Origin of the sequence: Pseudomonas chlororaphis subsp. piscium (assembly GCF_003850345.1) — a bacterium.
Taxonomy (GTDB): domain Bacteria; phylum Pseudomonadota; class Gammaproteobacteria; order Pseudomonadales; family Pseudomonadaceae; genus Aquipseudomonas; species Aquipseudomonas piscium.
This window is the reverse complement of sequence record NZ_CP027707.1, coordinates 5803952-5822550: the sequence shown is the minus strand read 5'-3', so window position 1 is coordinate 5822550 and position 18599 is coordinate 5803952. Positions and strand designations below refer to the sequence as shown.

The 18599-nt window shown below is 62.8% G+C and carries 16 protein-coding genes; 6 read left to right on the top strand and 10 right to left on the bottom strand.

What is annotated here, in order from left to right:
* Positions 1 to 181: 181 nt before the first annotated feature.
* The 5 genes from C4K38_RS26285 to C4K38_RS26265 form a co-directional block, all read right to left on the bottom strand.
* Entirely contained in the window at positions 182 to 406 is a 225-nt protein-coding gene (locus C4K38_RS26285; RefSeq protein ID WP_053280796.1) for a hypothetical protein, read from the bottom strand.
* A 337-nt stretch (positions 407 to 743) separates the two neighbouring features.
* Positions 744 to 2108 carry a heavy metal sensor histidine kinase gene (locus C4K38_RS26280; RefSeq protein ID WP_124345322.1) on the bottom strand — a complete coding sequence of 455 codons (1365 nt, stop codon included), beginning with the start codon at positions 2106 to 2108 and terminating at the stop codon, positions 744 to 746.
* Positions 2098 to 2775, bottom strand: a complete 678-nt coding sequence (locus C4K38_RS26275; protein WP_009050709.1) for a heavy metal response regulator transcription factor — start codon at positions 2773 to 2775, stop codon at positions 2098 to 2100. Before C4K38_RS26275 ends, C4K38_RS26280 begins: the two co-directional genes overlap by 11 nt.
* A gap of 9 nt (positions 2776 to 2784) precedes the next feature.
* Positions 2785 to 5880 carry a multidrug efflux RND transporter permease subunit gene (locus C4K38_RS26270; RefSeq protein WP_053280794.1) on the bottom strand — a complete coding sequence of 1032 codons (3096 nt, stop codon included), beginning with the start codon at positions 5878 to 5880 and terminating at the stop codon, positions 2785 to 2787.
* Positions 5877 to 7046 (bottom strand): efflux RND transporter periplasmic adaptor subunit, encoded by a 1170-nt coding sequence (locus C4K38_RS26265; RefSeq protein WP_053280793.1) that lies wholly within the window; start codon positions 7044 to 7046, stop codon positions 5877 to 5879. Before C4K38_RS26265 ends, C4K38_RS26270 begins: the two co-directional genes overlap by 4 nt.
* A gap of 237 nt (positions 7047 to 7283) precedes the next feature.
* On the opposite strand from C4K38_RS26265, the gene C4K38_RS26260 reads away from it, so the two are divergent.
* Positions 7284 to 7526, top strand: coding sequence for a hypothetical protein (locus tag C4K38_RS26260; protein ID WP_007922116.1), 243 nt, complete (start codon positions 7284 to 7286; stop codon positions 7524 to 7526).
* Positions 7527 to 7654: 128 nt separating this feature from the next.
* Here the strand turns inward: C4K38_RS26260 and C4K38_RS26255 are convergent, their stop codons facing one another.
* The 5 genes from C4K38_RS26255 to norR form a co-directional block, all read right to left on the bottom strand.
* Positions 7655 to 8404, bottom strand: coding sequence for a YkgJ family cysteine cluster protein (locus tag C4K38_RS26255; protein WP_053280792.1), 750 nt, complete (start codon positions 8402 to 8404; stop codon positions 7655 to 7657).
* A gap of 92 nt (positions 8405 to 8496) precedes the next feature.
* Positions 8497 to 8832: a hypothetical protein gene (locus tag C4K38_RS26250; protein WP_053280791.1), complete on the bottom strand. Its 336-nt coding sequence runs from the start codon at positions 8830 to 8832 to the stop codon at positions 8497 to 8499.
* A gap of 202 nt (positions 8833 to 9034) precedes the next feature.
* Positions 9035 to 9526, bottom strand: coding sequence for a GNAT family N-acetyltransferase (locus tag C4K38_RS26245; RefSeq protein ID WP_053280790.1), 492 nt, complete (start codon positions 9524 to 9526; stop codon positions 9035 to 9037).
* Positions 9527 to 9529: 3 nt separating this feature from the next.
* Positions 9530 to 10432 carry a chemotaxis protein CheV gene (locus C4K38_RS26240; RefSeq protein ID WP_053280789.1) on the bottom strand — a complete coding sequence of 301 codons (903 nt, stop codon included), beginning with the start codon at positions 10430 to 10432 and terminating at the stop codon, positions 9530 to 9532.
* A gap of 162 nt (positions 10433 to 10594) precedes the next feature.
* On the bottom strand, positions 10595 to 12148 hold the full coding sequence (gene norR / locus C4K38_RS26235) for a nitric oxide reductase transcriptional regulator NorR (RefSeq protein ID WP_053280788.1): 1554 nt from the start codon (positions 12146 to 12148) through the stop codon (positions 10595 to 10597).
* A 156-nt stretch (positions 12149 to 12304) separates the two neighbouring features.
* Here norR and hmpA point away from each other — a divergent pair, with 156 nt between their 5' ends.
* The 5 genes from hmpA (at position 12305) to cyoB (ending at position 18597) form a co-directional block, all read left to right on the top strand.
* Positions 12305 to 13486 carry an NO-inducible flavohemoprotein gene (hmpA, locus tag C4K38_RS26230; protein ID WP_053280787.1) on the top strand — a complete coding sequence of 394 codons (1182 nt, stop codon included), beginning with the start codon at positions 12305 to 12307 and terminating at the stop codon, positions 13484 to 13486.
* Between the two features lie 278 nt (positions 13487 to 13764).
* Positions 13765 to 14304, top strand: a complete 540-nt coding sequence (locus tag C4K38_RS26225; protein WP_053280786.1) for an ester cyclase — start codon at positions 13765 to 13767, stop codon at positions 14302 to 14304.
* A 24-nt stretch (positions 14305 to 14328) separates the two neighbouring features.
* The gene (locus C4K38_RS26220) at positions 14329 to 14838 is read left to right on the top strand and encodes a disulfide bond formation protein B (protein ID WP_053280785.1); all 510 of its coding nucleotides are present in this window, start codon (positions 14329 to 14331) and stop codon (positions 14836 to 14838) included.
* A 795-nt stretch (positions 14839 to 15633) separates the two neighbouring features.
* On the top strand, positions 15634 to 16575 hold the full coding sequence (cyoA, locus tag C4K38_RS26210; RefSeq protein ID WP_009050698.1) for a ubiquinol oxidase subunit II: 942 nt from the start codon (positions 15634 to 15636) through the stop codon (positions 16573 to 16575).
* Positions 16576 to 16578: 3 nt separating this feature from the next.
* Positions 16579 to 18597: a cytochrome o ubiquinol oxidase subunit I gene (gene cyoB / locus C4K38_RS26205; RefSeq protein WP_007929700.1), complete on the top strand. Its 2019-nt coding sequence runs from the start codon at positions 16579 to 16581 to the stop codon at positions 18595 to 18597.
* The last annotated feature ends 2 nt before the right edge of the window (positions 18598 to 18599 follow it).

Below are 18599 nucleotides of genomic sequence, written 5' to 3'. Positions count from 1 at the left end.
CTCCTTGGATAAATGGTGATCGTTGTTATTGTCGATTCGGGTGTTTCTTGTTCTGGGTGAAACGAATGAAACGGCCAGTTCTACATGGCAAAAAAAAGCCGCTGTTATCAGCGGCTTTAAGACAACTTACTCCAGGGTTAGAGCAGAGAAGTTGTCGAGGGAAACGAGTCGGTAGCAGGTATCAGCTGTCTTTCTGAACTTCCGGCTGGCGTTGTTCCGCCGTAGTGTTCTGCAGCTGCTCGGCGTTCTGTTGCTTGGCAGCCAGCGCTTCCTGGGCGTCCTGGAATGCAGCGGCGCGTGCGGCGTTATGCGCGGCGAAAGTCTGCGATTCTTCGGCCATGGCCATAGGGGCCAAGAACAGGGAGGACAAAACAAAGGCGCTGGCAATACCCATACTGTTGGACATTTCTGAAGACCTTCTTGCAGAGCAAGTTCAAATTAGGTGCGACAAAAATATAACTTCGGGGCTGCTGGAAAAAGCGCCGAATAGGATAAGCACTGTTACGCCAAAAGCAATAGTGACTGCCGCTTCTGTAGGAACCAGGCTTACCGGCGATGTAGGCAATGCGCTGTGCCTGACGTACCGCCATCGCGAGCAAGCTTCGCTCCTACAGGTTCGTGGTGAGACTGTTTCTGTAGGAGCCAGGCTTGCCGGCGATGCGGGCAATACGCCGTGCCTGACGTACCGCTATCGCGAGCAATCGAGCGTCGACCGGCTGCTCCTACGGAAGAAGAGGAGGGGTTCAGATCGGCAGGTAGATGCCGAAGGTGTTCATGCCGTCATCGCTGCGTACGAACACGTCGCCGCCGTGCATCAGGGCGATGGCCTTGACGATCGCCAGCCCCAGGCCGTGGTTGGCGCCGCTGTTGCTGCGGGAGGCATCGACCCGGTAGAAACGCTCGAACAACCGGGGCAGGTGCTCGCTGGCGATGGTCTGGCCGGGGTTGCTCACGGCGATGGCCACCTGGTGTTCCTGCACGTCGATCTGCACCCGGATCACCTGTCCCGGCGCGGTGTGCTGCACGGCATTGCTCAACAGGTTGATCAGTGCCCGGCGCAGGTGGGCGATCTCGATCTGCACCTGGGCATCGCCGCGTACCTCGACCTTGACCTGGGCGTCTTCGAGGATGAAGTCCAGGTAGTCCAGGGTAGTGGCCACTTCGCTGGCCAGGGAGGTGCTGGCGAGCTTGGTGGCCTTGCTGCCCTGGTCGGCGCTGGCCAGGAACAGCATGTCGTTGATGATCGAGCGCAGCCGCTCCAACTCCTCGAGATTGGATTGCAGCACCTCGAAATAATGCTCGGCGGAACGCCCGCGGGTCAGCGCCACCTGGGTCTGGCCGATCAGGTTGGTCAGCGGCGAGCGCAGTTCGTGGGCGACGTCGGCATTGAAGGATTCCAGGCGCGAATAGGCCTGTTCCACCCGTTCCAGGGTCGAGTTGAACGAGTTGGCGAACTGCGTCAGCTCCGGCGGCAGCGACGACAGTTGCAAGCGCCCGGACAGCCGCGGCGGGGCCAGGCGCTGGGCTTCTTCGGACAGCCCGATCAAGGGCTTGAGGCCGATGCGCGCGACCCAGTAACCCAGCGCCGAAGCCAGCAGCACGCCGACGATGGCCAGGCTGATCAGGGCAATCAACAACTGGTGCTGGGTCTCGTAGAAGGTCTCGGTGTCGATGGCGATCAGAAAGCGTAGCGGCGGGCGCAACTCTTTGGCCGGCAGCTGGCTGACCAGCACTTTCAGCGGATAGGGATGCCCGGGCAGGGTCAGGTCGCGCATGCCCAGCGGGCCCTGGGCGAAGCTGCGGATCTGCGGGTCGGGGTTGCCGTATTCGTAGGCGGGGTCGCCGCTGACCACCCAGAAATTGATGCGCTTGTCTTCTTCGCTGAGCAGCTTGAGCTTGTTGTTGATCTTGGCCCAGTGCTCCGGATTGCCGAAGCGCGTCAGGGCTGACTCCAGCACGCTGTAGCGTGCGTCCAGTTCGGCCTCGGGCAGCAGGCCCAGGCCCTTGTCCACCTGTTGATAGAGCGCGCCGCCGATCAGCAGGAACACCAGCAGGGCGACCAGGGTGAACAACCCGCTCAGGCGCAGGGCAATCGAGTTACGAGGCACCGCGGTTCTCCAGCACATAACCCATGCCGCGGATGGTGTGCAGCAGTTTCTGTTCGAACGGCCCGTCGAGCTTGGCCCGCAGGCGCTTGATCGCCACTTCGACGACGTTGGCGTCGCTGTCGAAATTGATGTCCCAGACCATCTCGGCGATCGCGGTTTTCGACAGGATCTCGCCCTGGCGCCGGGCGAGCACGCTGAGCAGCGAGAACTCCTTGGCGGTCAGGTCCAGGCGGGTGCCGGCGCGGCTGGCCTTGCGGCTGATCAGGTCGATCCACAGGTCGGCGATGCTGATCTGCACCGGCTCGTGACCACCGCTGCGGCGGGTTAAAGCCTGCAGGCGTGCCACCAGTTCGAGGAAGGAAAAAGGCTTGCCCAGGTAGTCGTCGGCGCCGTCGCGCAGGCCCTTGATACGGTCTTCGACGCGCTCGCGGGCGGTGAGCATGATCACCGGTGTCTGCTTGCGCGCGCGCAGGGCCCGCAGCACGCCGAAGCCGTCGATGCCGGGCAGCATCACGTCGAGCACTATCACCGCGTAGTCGCTTTCCAGCGCCAGGTGCAGGCCCTCGACGCCGTCGCGCGCGAGGTCCACGGTGTAGCCTTGTTCGGTCAGGCCGCGGTGCAGATAGTCCGCGGTTTTCTCTTCATCTTCGATAATCAGAACGCGCATGACCCCGCCTCAGGATGTGCTTGCCAGCGCCGGCGCTGGTGTGGGCCGATGGAATAGCCGCTCGAGCCACAAGTATATGACCGGAGTGGTGAACAGCGTCAGCGCCTGGCTCACCAGCAGGCCACCGACCACGGCGATCCCCAGTGGCTGGCGCAGTTCGGCGCCGGCGCCATAACCGAGCATCAGCGGCAGGGCGCCGAGCAACGCGGCGAGGGTGGTCATGATGATCGGCCGGAAACGGGTGATACAGGCCTGGTAGATCGCCTCCTGCGGCGACAGCCCGCCCTTGCGCTGGGCTTCGAGGGCGAAGTCGATCATCAGGATGCCGTTTTTCTTGACGATGCCGATCAGCAGTACCAGGCCGATCAGGGCCATGATCGAGAAGTCCTGGCCCAGCAGCCAGAGCATGATCAGCGCGCCAAGGCCGGCCGAGGGCAGGGTGGAAATGATGGTCAGCGGGTGGACGAAGCTCTCGTAGAGCACGCCGAGGATGATGTACACCGCCACCAGCGCCGCGAGGATCAGCCACGGCTGGCTGGCCAGGGAACTCTGGAAGGCCTGGGCCGCGCCCTGGAAGTTGCCGGCGATGGAGGCAGGCATGCCGATCTGGTTTTTCGCCTGCTCGAGCATGATCACCGCGTCGCCCAGGGCCACGCCGGGCGCCAGGTTGAACGACAGGTTGGCGGCTGGGAACATGCCGTCGTGGGCGATGGACAGCGGGCCGACGGTGGGCGGGTCGACCTTGGCCAGCGCCGACAGCGGCACCATCTCGCCGCTCAGGGGCGAGCGCAGGTAGAAGTAGTTCAGGCTCTCGGCCTTGCCGCGCTGCTTGGCGTCCAGTTCGAGGATCACGTTGTACTGGTTGGTCTCGGTCTGGAACTCGTTGACTTGGCGTTGGCCGAAGGCGTCGTAGAGCGCTTCGTCGACATCGGTGGCGGTCAGGCCGAAACGCGCCGCGGCGCTGCGGTCGATGCTGATGTGGGTGATGCTGCCGCCCAGTTGCAGGTCGTTGGACAGGTCGCGAAAGGCCGGGTTGGCCCGCAGTTTCTCCGTCAGGCGCTGAGTCCAGGTATTGAGGGTCGGCCCGTCGTTGCTCTTGAGCACGTACTGGTACTGGCTGCGGCTCGGCCCGGAGCTGAGGTTGATGTCCTGGCCGGCCCGCAGGTACAGGACGATGCCCGGGACCTTGGCCATCTGCGGGCGAATGCGGTCGATGAACTGGCTGGCGGAAACGTCCCGCTGGCCGCGGTCCTTGAGGGCGATCCAGAAGCGGCCGTTGGCGATGGTCTGGTTGTTGCCGGTGACGCCGACCGAATGGGAGAAGGTTTCCACCGCCGGGTCGGCGCCGAGGATCTTCGCCAGGGCCAGGTGTTTTGCCACCATGTCCGGGTAGGAGATGTCGGCCGCCGCTTCGCTGGTGCCCAGCACGAAGCCGGTGTCCTGCACCGGGAAGAAGCCCTTGGGAATGAATACATAGCCGGCGATGGCCAGGCCCAGGGTCAGGCCGAACAGGCCGAGCATCAGCCGCTGATGGGCCAGGGCCCGGCGCAGCCCACGCTCGTAGAGCGCCAGCAGGCGTTCGCCAAAGCCCGGGCGATCGTGGGGATGATGAGTAGGAGCGCGCATGAACAACGCCGCCAGGGTGGGCGCCAGGGTCAGCGACACCACCACCGAAATCAGGATGGTCGAGGTGGCAGTCAGGGCAAACTCCTTGAACAGCCGGCCGACCACGCCCCCCATGAACAGCAGGGGGATGAACGCGGCGATCAGCGAGAAGCTGATGGACACCACGGTGAAGCCGATTTCGCCGGCGCCCTTGATCGCTGCCTCGCGCATGCCGTCGCCGGCCTCCAGATGGCGATGGATGTTCTCCACCACGACAATCGCGTCGTCGACCACGAAACCCACCGAGATCACGATCGCCACCAGGGTCAGGTTGTTCAGGCTGAAGCCCATCACATACATCAGCGCAAAGCTGGCCACCAGCGACACGCCGAGCACGCTGGAGACGATCAGCGTCGCCGACAGCTGGCGCAGGAACAGCGCCATCACCGCCACCACCAGCAGCACCGCGATCAGCAGGGTGATTTCCACTTCGTGCAAGGAGGCGCGAATGGTCTTGGTGCGGTCCGAAAGCACAGTCACGTCCACCGAGGCCGGCAGCATGGCTTCCAGGCGCGGCAGTTCGCCCTGGATGCGGTCCACGGTGTCGACGATATTGGCCCCCGGCTGGCGGAAGATCACCAGGTTGAGCCCCGGCTGATCGTTGGACCAGGCCTGTACATAGGCGTTTTCCGGGCCGCTGATGACCCGGGCGACATCCTTGAGCTGCACCGGCGCGCCGTTCTTGTAGGAAACGATCAACTGGTTGTAGTCATCGGGATGGAACAGCTGGTCGTTGGTCGATAGGGTCGAGATGCTCGACTCGCCATACAGCGCGCCCTTGGCCAGGTTGAGGCTGGCCTGCTGCAGGGCGACGCGGATATCGGCCAGGGTCAGGCCGATGGCCGCCAGCCGGTCGGGCGAGGCCTGGACGCGGATCGCCGGGCGTTGCTGGCCGGTGATGTTGATCAGGCCGACGCCGTCGATCTGGCTGATCTGCCGGGCCAGCAGGGTTTCCACGTAGTCGCTCAGTTCAGTGCCGGGCATCTGCGTGGAACTGATGCTGAGGATCAGCACCGGGCTGTCCGCCGGGTTGACCTTGCGCCAGGTGGGCAGGCTCGGCATGTCGTTGGGCAGCTTGCCCGAGGCGGTGTTGATCGCTGCCTGCACTTCCTGGGCGGCGGTGTCGATGCTCTTGTCGAGGGTGAATTGCAGGGTCAGGTTGGTCGAGCCCAGGGCGCTGCTGGAGGTCATCTGGGTCATGCCGGGGATGGCGCTGAACTGCACCTCCAGCGGCGTGGCCACCGAGGAGGCCATGGTTTCCGGGCTGGCGCCGGGTAGCTGCGCGGTGACCTGGATGGTCGGGAATTCGGCTTCCGGCAGCGGGGCTATGGGTAGCCGGGGAAAGGCGATGGCGCCCAGCAGCACCAGGGCAAAGGTCAGCAGCAGGGTGGCGACCGGATGATCGACGCACCAGGCGGAGATCGAGCCGTGGCCCTTCATGGCTGTGGCTCCGTATTCGCCGCCTGGATCTGTTGCGGCGGTTCGCTGAGCACCTCGATATGCGAGCCGGCCTTGAGCCGCGACTGGCCGTCACTCACCAGCAGGTCGCCGGCCTGCACGCCCTTGATGATGTTCTGGCCGCTGTCCTGATAGACCATCTGCACCGGGACGATTTCCACCTTGTCATCCTTGACCCGATACACGAAGTGCTTGTCCAGGCCGCGCTGCACCACGCTGGGCGGTACCACCAGGGCGGCTTTTTCCACGGCGGTCCGGATCTTGATGGTCACCAGCTGGCCGGGCCAGAGCTTTTGCCCGGGATTGCTGAATTCGGCCTTGGCGCGAATGGTCCCGGTGTTGGTGTCGATCTGGTTGTCGATCAGGCTCAGGTGGCCTTCGCCCAGGTGCTCGCCTGTGGCGGAGTCTGTATCGGCGCCCAGGTAGGCGTCCACCGTTGCCGGGTGTTCGGCGACCAGCAGCCCCTGCAGGGTCGGCAGCATCTGTTGCGGCAAGGAGAACTCCACCGCGATCGGGTCGATCTGGGTCACCGAGAACAGGCCCTGGGTATCGCTGGTGCGCAGGAAGTTGCCTTCGTCGACGGTGCGGATGCCAACGCGGCCGGACACCGGCGAGCGGATCTGGGTATAGGACAGCTGCACCTGCGCCGCGTCGATGGCGGCCTGGTTGCCCTGGGCGCTGGCCTTGAGCTGGTTGACCAGTGCTTGCTGCTGGTCGTAGGTCTGCTTGGACACGCCGTCATCCACCGACAGCAGCTTGTAGCGCTTGAGGTTGACCAGGGCCACCTGCAGTTGCGCCTGGTTTTCCGCCAGTTGCGCCCGGGCCTGGTCGAGGCTGGCGCGGATCGAGCGGTCGTCGATGGTCGCCAGCAGGTCGCCGGCCTTGACCAGTTGGCCTTCCTTGACCAGCAAGCGGGTGAGAATGCCGTCCACCTGGGGCCGGATCACCACGCTGTGCAGCGACAGCACCGAGCCGATGCCACTGACATACCGCGGCACATCCCGCTGGGCGACGCTGATCACCCGCACCGGCACAGCGGTTGGCGCGGCCAGTTTGGCGCTGGGCGGCTTGAGCAGGTGCCACAGGCCACCGGCGGCGAGAACGGCGAGCACGCCTGCGAGCACTAGGGTTGTTTTTTGATTACGCATGGACGCCAGCGCCGGGGGGCAGGTGGGACGGGAGGATGACCAGTATCGATGGCCCCTTTATAGCCGACCGACCGGGTCAGCAACGTGACGCCTGCCTGACAGCGCTGTCAGCAAAGGCCGACCTATGACCCTTGCCCCATCGGTCGCGGCAGCTCAAAGATCCGCAACCTGGGTATACTGCCGGCCTTCGCGGCCCGCTTCCCCGGGCCCGGCCTTTGCTTTTCACCCGGAGCTTCCATGACTACCCCAGCACAACCGCCTGTGTCCGACGCTCCCAGCGCCGACCAGGTCGATGACGCCAGCGCGCCTGGCGAAGGCAAACCGGCGATCGCGCCGTTCAAGTTTCCGTTCAAGCCGTCCGAGTTCGCCCAGGCCAAGAATGCCCAGCAACCCTGGTACAAGAACGGCGCCACCAACGGCCACACCAAGACCCCAGGCGCGGCGCCACCCGGCACCCGTCGCTCGATGGGCAAGCGCTGAAGCCCGAGCTTTGTAGCCGCTGCCGAAGGCTGCGATAAGGCCGTAGGCCTTCGACAATCTTGAGGTCTTGCGCCCCCTTCGGGCGCGATCGTCCGAACGCGGCCCGAGCCTGCGGCAGCGGCTACAGATCAGGCCGCACGCAGGGAAATGAAGGCGTAGGTGAGCGGCGCCTCGGTCACCACCTGGGCGCCGGCGTCCTGCACCTGCCCGGCAATGTCCGCACCGGATACATGGAACAGCCACTCGCTGGCCGGCGCGGCCAGCGGTTGCGCCTGGACCCGCTCGATGGCTTCGGCGAGGGCGGCCATGTCCGGCAGGTAGGCAGTGAAACCATCGCCCTTGAGCGCGGTGGTGTGAATGCCCAGCAGTTGGCAGATGGCTTGTTTGCTGTGGATATCGTCGCGGTCGGCCTGGCGTGAGCGCTGGATCAGTTCGGCCAGTTCCAGGTCCACCAGCTCACCGCCGACGATCAGCTCCGGGCCTTTTTCCCAGGATTCGGGCGGGCACTCCTTGATCGCCGGGTTGAGCGGGATGTGCGGGTTGATTTCCATCGGGTAGATGCGGCACACCAGCGGCCGGCGCTCATAGATCCGGCACAGCTGGTCTTCGTCAAGATTCCGGCAGGGGCCGACGTTGTAGGCGGCGAAGGTGATCGCCACGTGGGCCTGGGCATTGCCGCTGGGCACCACACAGGAGCGCCGTTCGGCGTGCTCACGCTGCTGGGCCGGCAGCCCCAGGCCGTTGCTCAGGAACCCCTCCACCAGCACTATCACCTGGCCGCCATCCAGCGCCCACTGGCGGGCTTCTCCGAGGGTCAGGGGAACGTGATGATCGTTGCAGCATTTGCCGCAGCCTACGCAGGAAAAACGAGTATTCATTGAGCCGGCAGCCATAGTCGAAAGGCGGAAGCGGCGACGGAATGACTCACATCGCCCTCTGGATAGCGCTCTCGAAGCAAGTTATGCGCCAGTCACCGGCCCTTGGCCTCGAGGGCGGGGCGAATCGAATCCCACTCGGTGACATGGGTGCTCTTGCGCTGTTTGTCGTACAGGCACAGTTCGACGCCAATCTGGCCCTTCATGTGTTTTTGCGGGTACTGGCCCTGGAGCAGCAGGGCGCTGTAGCCGACCCGGTCGTCGAACTGCGCGGCGTTGCCCAGCACTTTGACATTCTTCAACTGGCTGGCCTTGGTGCAACTGGCCCGCACCTGCTTGTCGAATGTCACCCAGGCGTCCGGGCTGGAGGCCTGGGCCTGGCTGGCGAGAAGGGCGGTCAGGCAGGCGAGGCTCAGAGACAGGGCTTTCATGGCGGGGCGTTCCTTCGTTCACGGGTGTGCGAGGGAGTATGCCTGAGGTGCGGGCGATGAAAATCGCAGCCACCTGATATCCCTATAGCCGCTGCCGCAGGCTCGGGCCGCGTTCGGACGATCGCGCCCGAAGGGGGCGCAAGGTTTCAAGATCGCTGAAGGCCTTCGGCCTTATCGCAGCCTGCGGCAGCGGCTACAGGCGTTACAGCGGCGTGTGGGGAACCTGCTCGCGGCGGATGGCGACCATGCCGACGCTGTCGTACAGCCCGCGAGCTCGCTGGTTGTCTTCCAGCACCCGCAGGTCGACAAAGGCTTCGCGGCGCTGGCGGAAGACCTCGAAGGCCTGCAGCAGCAAGGCCCGGCCCAGTCCCTGGCCGCGGGCCCGCGGATGCACCACCAGATCCTTGATATAGGCACTGGTCCAGCACTGGATCACCCCGACGACGCCCTCGGCATCCTGGGCCACCAGGCACAATTGCGGGTCGTATTCGGCGTCGCTTTCGAAACGTTGGCGCCAGCTGTCCAGCTCCGGCACGCGGCCGCCGCCATCCTGGTAGCCAAGATGCATCAGGCCATGCACCGCTTCGGCCAGTTCCGGTCGATAGCTGTAGAGGCTAAAGGCGGCCGGCCAGCTGGCGGGCGCCGGTTGTCCGGTCAGGTCGCGGCGCATCAGCAGGCAGTACTTGTCGGCCATGGCTCAGGCGCTCTGGGCGGCGACGTGACGGGCCGCTTCGATCAGGCAGCGGGTCAGGTCCGGCGAGGAGAACTTGGTCAGCACCGCGTTGGCGCCGGCCAGGCGGGCCTTTTCCGCGTTCATGGCGCTGTCCAGCGAGGTATGCAGCAAGATGTAGAGGTGGGCGAAGTCCGGGGTCTCGCGCAGAGTGCGGGTCAGGGCGTAACCGTCCATCTCCGACATCTCGATGTCCGAGACGATCAGGTTGATCTCCTGGGCGGTGCCTTGCAGGTCCAGCAGGCAGTCGATGGCCTCCTTGGCGCTGCGCGCGGTGTGGCATTGCAGGCCGAGGTTGCGCAGGGTATGCACCGACTGCTGCAGGGCTACCTGGCTGTCGTCGACCACCAGGATCCGCGCGTTACCCAGCAGTTCGGCGTCTTCCATGCTCAGCTCGGTCGGCGCGGTTTCGATCTGCGCCGGGGCGATGCCGTGGATGACTTTCTCGATGTCCAGCACTTGCACCAGGGTACCGTCGACCTGGGTGACCCCGGTGATATAGGACTTGACCCCGCCGGAGCCATAGGGCGGCGGGCGGATATCGGTGGTCAGGCAATGCACGATCTTGCTCACCGCCTGCACATGCAAGCCCTGCTTGGAGCGGCTGACGTCGGTGACGATCAGGCAGCCGCCCTCCGGGTCTTCCAGCGGCCTTTCGCCGATGGCCCGGCTCAGGTCGATGACCGACAGCGAATTGCCGCGCAGGGTGGCGATGCCTTTCACATGCGGGTGCGATTCCGGCAGTTTGGTCAGCGGTGGGCAGGGGATGATTTCACTGACTTTGAGCAGGTTGATTGCCATCAGCTTGCCGCTGCGCAAGGTGAACAGCAGAAGCGAAAGGGAATCTGCGCGGGCTTTGTTGGAAGACATAAAAACCTTCTGTGGAAAACAGGTGGTTCGCGCCATGGGCCGCGAACAGCTAGCGATAACGGGTTATCGACGCGTGGAGGGCTGGCTTTAGCGGCTTTGTCGGTTTGCGGATCTATTGCGACAGTGTAGGAGCACGTTCGCTCCTGCAAAGGTTCGCGCTGTTTATTTCAGTCCCAGGCGCTTGGCCATGCGCCCCAGGTTGGCGCGGTCCAGGCCCAGCTCGCGGGCGGCGCTGGCCCAGTTGTGCTGGTGGCGTTCAAGACAAGTGCTGATCAGTTGGCGCTGATAGTTTTCGGTGGCCTGGCGCAGATCGCCGATGCTTGGAGTGTCTGCTAGCTCTGTTGGGGCCGGCGCCTGGGGCGCGGTCGGCGCCGAGGCGTCTGGTAGGTCCAGGTCGGCGGCGCTCAGGCTGAGGATCTTCGGCCGTTCGCGGCAGTTGCCCAGGGCCTTGAGGGCGCTGCGGCCGATCAGGTGTTCCAGTTCACGGACGTTGCCCGGCCAGGCATAGGCCAGCAGCGCCGCCTGGGCATCGCTGGTCAGGCGCAGGCTGCCCAGGCCCATGCGCGAGCGATTCTGCTCGAGGAAGTAGCCGCTGAGCAGCAACACATCGCGGCCGCGGTCGCGCAGGGCCGGCACCAGCAGCGGGTAGACGCTGAGGCGGTGATAGAAGTCCGCGCGATAACGACCGCTGCGCACTTCTTCGGCCAGGTCGCGGTTGGTGGCGGCGATCAGCCGCACGTCGACCTGATGTTCCTGGTCCGACCCCAGGCGTTGCAGCTGGCCGCTTTGCAGCACGCGCAGCAGCTTGGCCTGCACGGTCAGCGACAATTCGCCCACTTCGTCGAGAAACAGCGTGCCGCCATTGGCCAGCTCGAATTTGCCGCGACGGTCGTTGGTGGCGCCGGTAAAGGCGCCCCGTACGTGGCCGAACAGTTCGCTTTCCACCAGGGTGTCGGGCAGGGCGGCGCAGTTGAGGCTGATCAGCGGCTTGTCGGCTCGGGGCGAGGCGGCGTGGATGGCCTGGGCCACCAGTTCCTTGCCGACCCCGGTTTCGCCGGTGATCAGCACCGTCAGGTCGCTGCCGCCGACCAGGCCGATTTCCTCCAATAGGCGTTTGTGGGCCTTGCTCTGGCCGATCATCTCGCGATTCTGGCCGCTGGCCTGGCGATAGACCTCGGCGCGCTGGTGTTCGTCTTCGGCGCGCAGGGCCAGGCGCTCGATGCGCTCGGCGGCGTTGACGGTGGCCGCCGCCAGGCTGGCGAAGGCCTGCAGGGCATCCAGTTCGATGGGTTCGAAGCTCTGCGGGTCGAGGGCATCCAGGGTCAGCAGGCCCCAGGGGCGCTCGTCGATAAACAGTGGGCAGCCCATGCAGTCGTGGACTTCCAGGTGTTCATGAAGGCCATCCACCAAGCCGTCGTAAGGGTCCGGCAAGTCGCTGTCGCTGGCGAAGCGGGTAGGGCCGGGATGGCTGAGCAGGGCAGCAAAACGCGGGTGCTCGCTGACCTTGAAACGCCGGCCCAGGGTGTCGGTGCTCAGGCCGTCCACCGCCAGCGGCACCAGCCATTCGCCATCCAGGCGCAGCAGCGCGGCGGCGTCGCAGGGCAGCAGGGCGCGCATGGCTTCCAGCAGGCGGCGGTAGCGCTCGCCTTCGGGCAGTTCGCGGGACAGGTCGGAGACCAGTGGCAACAAGGCGGTGAGCAGGGATTTTGCGGTCATAATGACTCCGTATGGTCTTAATGACTATAAGTGCGGCTTTGTCGATATGACTACAAGTATTTTAAATTATTGATTTATATGGATTTTATTTTTGGCACGGAAACTGATAGGTAAAGGGCAACCTGCAAGTAGTCAGAAAGCTCAGGAGTAGTACCTATGCTTAGCGTCGAAGATCGTGCCATCATCAAATCCACCGTGCCGCTGCTGGAAAGCGGTGGCGAAGCCCTGATCACCCACTTCTACCGGATGATGCTCTCCGAGTATCCGCAAGTGCGTCCGCTGTTCAACCAGGCGCACCAGGCCAGCGGCGACCAGCCACGGGCCCTGGCCAACGGCGTATTGATGTACGCCCGGCACATCGACCAGCTCGACCAGTTGGGCGACCTGGTGGCGAAGATCATCAACAAGCACGTAGCCCTGCAGATCCTGCCGGAGCATTACCCGATCGTCGGCAGCTGCCTGCTGCGCGCCATCTCCGAAGTGCTGGGCGAAGAGATCGCCACGCCGGCGGTGATGAGCGCCTGGGGCGCGGCCTATAACCAGCTGGCGGACATCCTGATCGGTGCCGAAGGCGCGATCTACGACCAGAAGGCCCAGGCCCCGGGCGGCTGGCGCGGCGCGCGGGAATTCAAGCTGGTCCGCCGGGAGCAGGAGAGCGCGGAAATTACCTCGTTCTATTTCGAACCTGTGGATAACGGCCCGATTCTCGCCGCCGAGCCGGGTCAGTACATCGGCATGCAACTGTTCCTCGATGGCGAGGAAATCCGCCGCAACTACTCGCTGTCGGCCCTGTCCGACGCCGGCCAGTACCGCATCAGCGTCAAGCGCGAAGCCGGTGGCCGCGCTTCCAACTATTTGCACGACCAGATGCAGGTTGGCGCCAGCATCCAGCTGTTCCCGCCGGCGGGCGAATTCACCCTGGCGGACAGCGAGAAGCCGCTGGTGCTGATCAGCGGTGGCGTCGGTATCACTCCGACCTTGCCGATGCTTGAAGCCGCATTGGCCAGCCAGCGTCCGGTGCACTTTATCCACTGCGCGCGCAATGGTGGGGTGCATGCGTTCCGCGATTGGGTCGATGGCCTGGCCGCGCGTCATCCGCAACTCAAGCGCTTCTACTGCTATGCCGAAGACGACGGTGTCAGCCCGGTGGCGGACAAGGTCGGCCTGCTGAGCCAGGAGCAACTGGCCGAATGGTTGCCGCAGGAGCGTGACCTGGACGCCTACTTCCTCGGCCCGAAAGCCTTCATGGCGGCGATCAAGCGCCACCTCAAGGCCCTGGGCGTACCGGAAGAACAAAGCCGCTACGAGTTCTTCGGCCCGGCCGCGGCACTGGAGTAACCCCACCGGCCAGCCTCCGCCGGGAGGCTGGCTTCTTGTAGCCGCTGGCGCAGCCTGCGATCGAGCGCGCAGCGCTCGCAACACTATCCCCCCGAGTACACCAGGCAAACCGCGAGCTCAGGCTGGCGGTCGCTGCGCAACCGATCGCAGGCTGCGCCAGCGGCTACAAGGGCCGCACTCGTAAAAATCCTTTAAAGGTTAATCCGTTCTTAACCTGTTTATCGTTAATTCCCCGATGCTGATGATAGGCGCTCGTTCGCACTGATCAGGATCATTCCATGCAACTCTCAGCCATTCCCCGCATCACCCTGGCCGCAACCCTGCTCGCCAGTCCCCTGGTTTTCGCCGAGCCGGCCTTGCTCCAGGCGCAGACCCTGATCGTCGATCAGAGCCTGCCCAAGGTCCAGCGTGAAGCCATGGAACTGGCCGCGCGGCGCTACGGCAGTTTCTGGAACAGCGGCGATGAAAGCCTGGCCAAGGCCGCGCTGGCGGAGAACTTCGTCGATATGACGCCGCCTGCAGGGCGGGTCCAGGGCCCGACCGGACCGCTGCTGGCGTCGCGGTTCTTTCGTACGGCGGTGCCGGACCTGAGCGCACAAATCGAGCAGATGATCGTGGCCGGGGATCGGGTGGTGCTGCATCTGCATTTTCGCGGGCACTTCAGCGGGACCTTCAATGCACTCAAAGGTCATGGTCAGCGTGTAGACTTCCGGGCAACCGATATCTATCAGATCGCCGATGGCCGGATCACGGCCAATTGGCATATCGAAGACAACCTCAGCCTGATGCAGCAGTTGCAAACGCTGCCGTCGGGTTGAGCCACAGACAGAAAGGAATTGAGGATGACTGACGACACACTGCGCTTGGGGCGCGAGCGACGCTTTCTGGTGTTGCTGGGGGTGATCTGCCTGGCGCTGATCGGCGGCGCGCTGTACATGCAGGTGGTGCTGGGCGAGGCGCCTTGCCCGCTGTGCATCCTGCAGCGCTATGCGTTTCTGCTGATCGCGATTTTCGCTTTCATCGGCGCGGCCATGCGCAACCGTCGCAGCCTCACCCTGCTGGAAGCCCTGGTGATGATCAGCGCGCTGTTCGGCGCGGCGGTGGCGGGGCATCACGTCTACACCCAGGCCAACCCCGCGGTCAGCTGCGGCATCGATGTGCTGCAGCCGATCGTTGACAGCCTGCCGCTGGCGACCGTCTTCCCCCTGGGCTTCCAGGTCGATGGCTTCTGCTCCACGCCGTACCCGCCGGTGCTGGGCCTGTCCCTGGCGCAATGGGCGCTGGTGGCCTTTGTGCTGACCCTGGTGCTGGTGCCGCTGGGCATCATTCGTAACCGTCGCAAAAGCGCCTGATCCGGCGCAAAAAAGCCCCGGTCCCGATGTTCGGGAGCGGGGCTTTTTTGCGTGTAGGACAATGTGCGAAAGGGGCCTGATATGGGGCAATCGGATGCGCGATAAAAGTGCGACATGTTGTCACATGGCGGTGTCGCAGCTGTGTTTCAGCGGATGACGTCGAGACGATTTTTCTTGCACCAGGAGCGAAAAAAGTCTGTCAGTTCGTGTCGGCGTGGTGAGCGGCAAAACACCCATAGCCGGCTATCTAAATAAATCGTTTCAGCCCTCGTTTTACAAGGGATAGCGCGATGCCATCGGTGGATTTTGCGCGGGTGGAAGGTCCCTTTTTCGACCTGGCTGGAAGGCGTTTTTGGGGCTTTTTATTGCGAATGAATATCGATATGATCGCGACCCGTTGCAATAATCGCCACGTATTGTTGCGCGAACCGATAAAAATTATTTCGGGATAAGACATGGTTTATAAAACGCTACATATCTACAATCGCCCGCACTGAATTTCCGGCGCTGCTCACCCCTGAGCTTACGACGGCGGTCGAGGGGCGTTGGACGCTCCATGCGACCCCAGGTGTCGGCACCTTCCAAATATCCGCACCAAATGGAATTGGTCTGTAACAAGGCCTTTGACCACGAATTCGAATAAGAACTCACTGCTAGCCCAGGATTTGTCAAACAGCGCGTAACGCGCCGGGCAGGCCCTTATTCAATCGAAGAAAAAATGCCAACCCTTGGCACGGTGAAGTGTTGGCCATCAAAACCCAACTGCATTGCGCAAGCTGCTTTAGAGGTCGTGAGATGAGTAAAAACAGGTACCCCCGATTACTAGGCTTTTTGCCGCTGCTTGGCATGATGTTAATGCTGGGAGGCTGCAAGTGGACCTTGCTCGACCCGAAAGGACAGGTCGGTCTGGATGAACGAAACCTGATCATCACCGCCACCCTGCTGATGCTGTTGGTCGTGATTCCGGTGATCGTGATGACCTTCGCGTTTGCCTGGAAATACCGTGCGTCCAACACCAACGCGACCTACGCGCCTAAGTGGTCGCACTCCACCAAGATCGAAATCGCGGTGTGGCTGGTCCCGATCCTCATCATCATTGCCCTGGGTTATGTGACCTACAAGTCCACCCACGCGCTGGACCCGTATCGTCCGCTGGAATCCGACGCCAAGCCGATCAACATCGAAGTGGTCGCGCTGGACTGGAAGTGGCTGTTCATCTACCCGGACCAGGGTATCGCCACTGTTAACCAAATCCGGTTCCCGGAGCACACTCCGCTGAACTTCAAGATCACCTCCGACGCTGTGATGAACTCGTTCTTCATCCCTGCTCTGGGCGGCCAGATCTACGCGATGGCAGGCATGCAGACCAAGCTGCACCTGATCGCCAACCAGAAAGCTGAAATGGAAGGCATCTCCGCTAACTACAGTGGCGCTGGCTTCACCGGCATGAAATTCAAAGCGATCTCGACGAGCCAGGAAGATTTCGACGCCTGGGTAGCCGAAGTCAAGGCCGCACCTAAACAGCTTGATCAAGCTGAATACGAAGCCCTTGCCAAACCAAGCCAGAACAACCCTGTCGCGCTGTACTCCTCGTACACGCCGGACCTGTTTCAGAAAATTGTCGACAAGTATGAAGGCATGAAACCAGGCAAGCCGGTCAAGCACGAGAAGAAAGAAGTGGCCGCTGTGGAAGGGACTGACATGAGCTCGCATTCAGCTGCTGGGGCAGAGGAGTAAACGATGTTTGGTAAATTAAGTCTGGACGCGATACCGTTCCACGAGCCGATTGTCATGGTGACCGTTGCCATGATCATCCTCGGTGGTCTGGCGCTTGTCGCGGGTATCACGTACTTCAAGAAGTGGTCCTACCTGTGGACCGAATGGCTGACTTCGGTCGACCACAAGAAAATCGGCGTGATGTACATCATCGTCGCCATGGTCATGCTCCTGCGCGGTTTTGCCGACGCGATCATGATGCGTACCCAGCTGGCCATGGCCACCGAGGGTTCGCCGGGCTACCTGCCTCCTGAACACTATGACCAGATCTTCACCGCCCACGGTGTGATCATGATCATCTTCATGGCGATGCCATTCTTCACCGGCCTGATGAACCTTGCAGTGCCGCTGCAGATCGGCGCGCGTGACGTTGCCTATCCGTTCCTCAACTCCCTGAGCTTCTGGCTGCTGGTTTCCGGCGTCGTGCTGATCAACCTGTCCCTGGGCGTCGGCGAATTCGCCAAGACCGGCTGGGTTGCGTATCCGCCGCTGTCGGGCCTGCAATACAGTCCGGGCGTGGGTGTCGACTACTACATCTGGGCGCTACAGCTATCCGGGCTAGGGACGACGCTGACGGGGGTCAACTTCCTGGCCACCGTGCTGAAAATGCGTACCCCGGGCATGAAGATGATGGACATGCCGATCTTCACCTGGACCTGCACCTGGGCCAACGTGCTGATCGTGGCTTCGTTCCCGATCCTGACCGCTACCCTGGCACTGCTGACCCTCGACCGTTACATGGATTTCCACATTTTCACCAATGAACTTGGTGGCAATCCAATGATGTACGTGAACCTGTTCTGGGCTTGGGGTCACCCTGAGGTGTACATCCTGATCCTGCCGGCGTTCGGTATCTTCTCCGAAGTCATCTCGACCTTCTCGGGCAAGCGTCTGTTCGGCCACCACTCGATGATCTACGCTTCCGGCGCGATCTCGGTACTGGGCTTCATGGTTTGGCTGCACCACTTCTTCACCATGGGTTCGGGGGCTAGCGTCAACGCCTTCTTCGGCCTGGCGACCATGCTGATTTCCATCCCGACGGGGGTGAAGCTGTTCAACTGGCTGTTCACCATCTACCACGGCCGTCTGCGTATCACCAGCCAGGTTCTGTGGACCCTGGGCTTCATGGTGACCTTCGCCATCGGCGGCATGACCGGCGTACTGCTGGCCATCCCGGGTGCTGACTTCGTCCTGCACAACAGCCTGTTCGTGATCGCGCACTTCCACAACGTGATCATCGGTGGTGCTGTATTCGGCTACATCGCTGGCTTCAGCTTCTACTTCCCGAAAGCGTTCGGCTTCAAGCTGCACGAAGGCTGGGGCAAGGCTGCATTCTGGTTCTGGATCTCGGGCTTCTTCGTCGCGTTCATGCCGCTCTATGCACTGGGCTTCATGGGCATGACCCGTCGTCTGAACGCCACTACCAACCCTGAGTGGGTGCCGTACCTGTACGTCGCCATGTTCGGTGCGGTGATGATCGCCATCGGTATCGCCTGCCAGCTGATCCAGCTGTACGTCAGCGTGCGTGATCGCAAGCAGAACCAGACCGTTTCCGGCGACCCGTGGAATGCCCACACCCTGGAATGGTCGACTTCGTCGCCACCGCCGTTCTACAACTTCGCCGTACTGCCGAAGGCCAATGGCATCGACCCGTTCACCGAAGCCAAGGAAAACGGTACCGCGTACCAGAAGCCGGCTCGTTATGAACCGATCCACATGCCGAACAACACCGCCACCGGCCTGGTGATGGGTGCTCTGCTGACCGTCTTCGGTTTCGCGATGATCTGGCATATCTGGTGGCTGGCGATCGCTAGCCTGGCCGGTACCGTGATCTATTTCGTGATCCACGCGGCTCGCGATGATCAAGGCTACATGGTGCCGGTCGACGTGATCGAACGCATCGAAGCCGAGCAGCACGCTCGCCTGGTAGCCGAGAAGAAGATTCCGGCCAACCGTGTAGAAACCTCGTTGGAACAGGCTTAAAC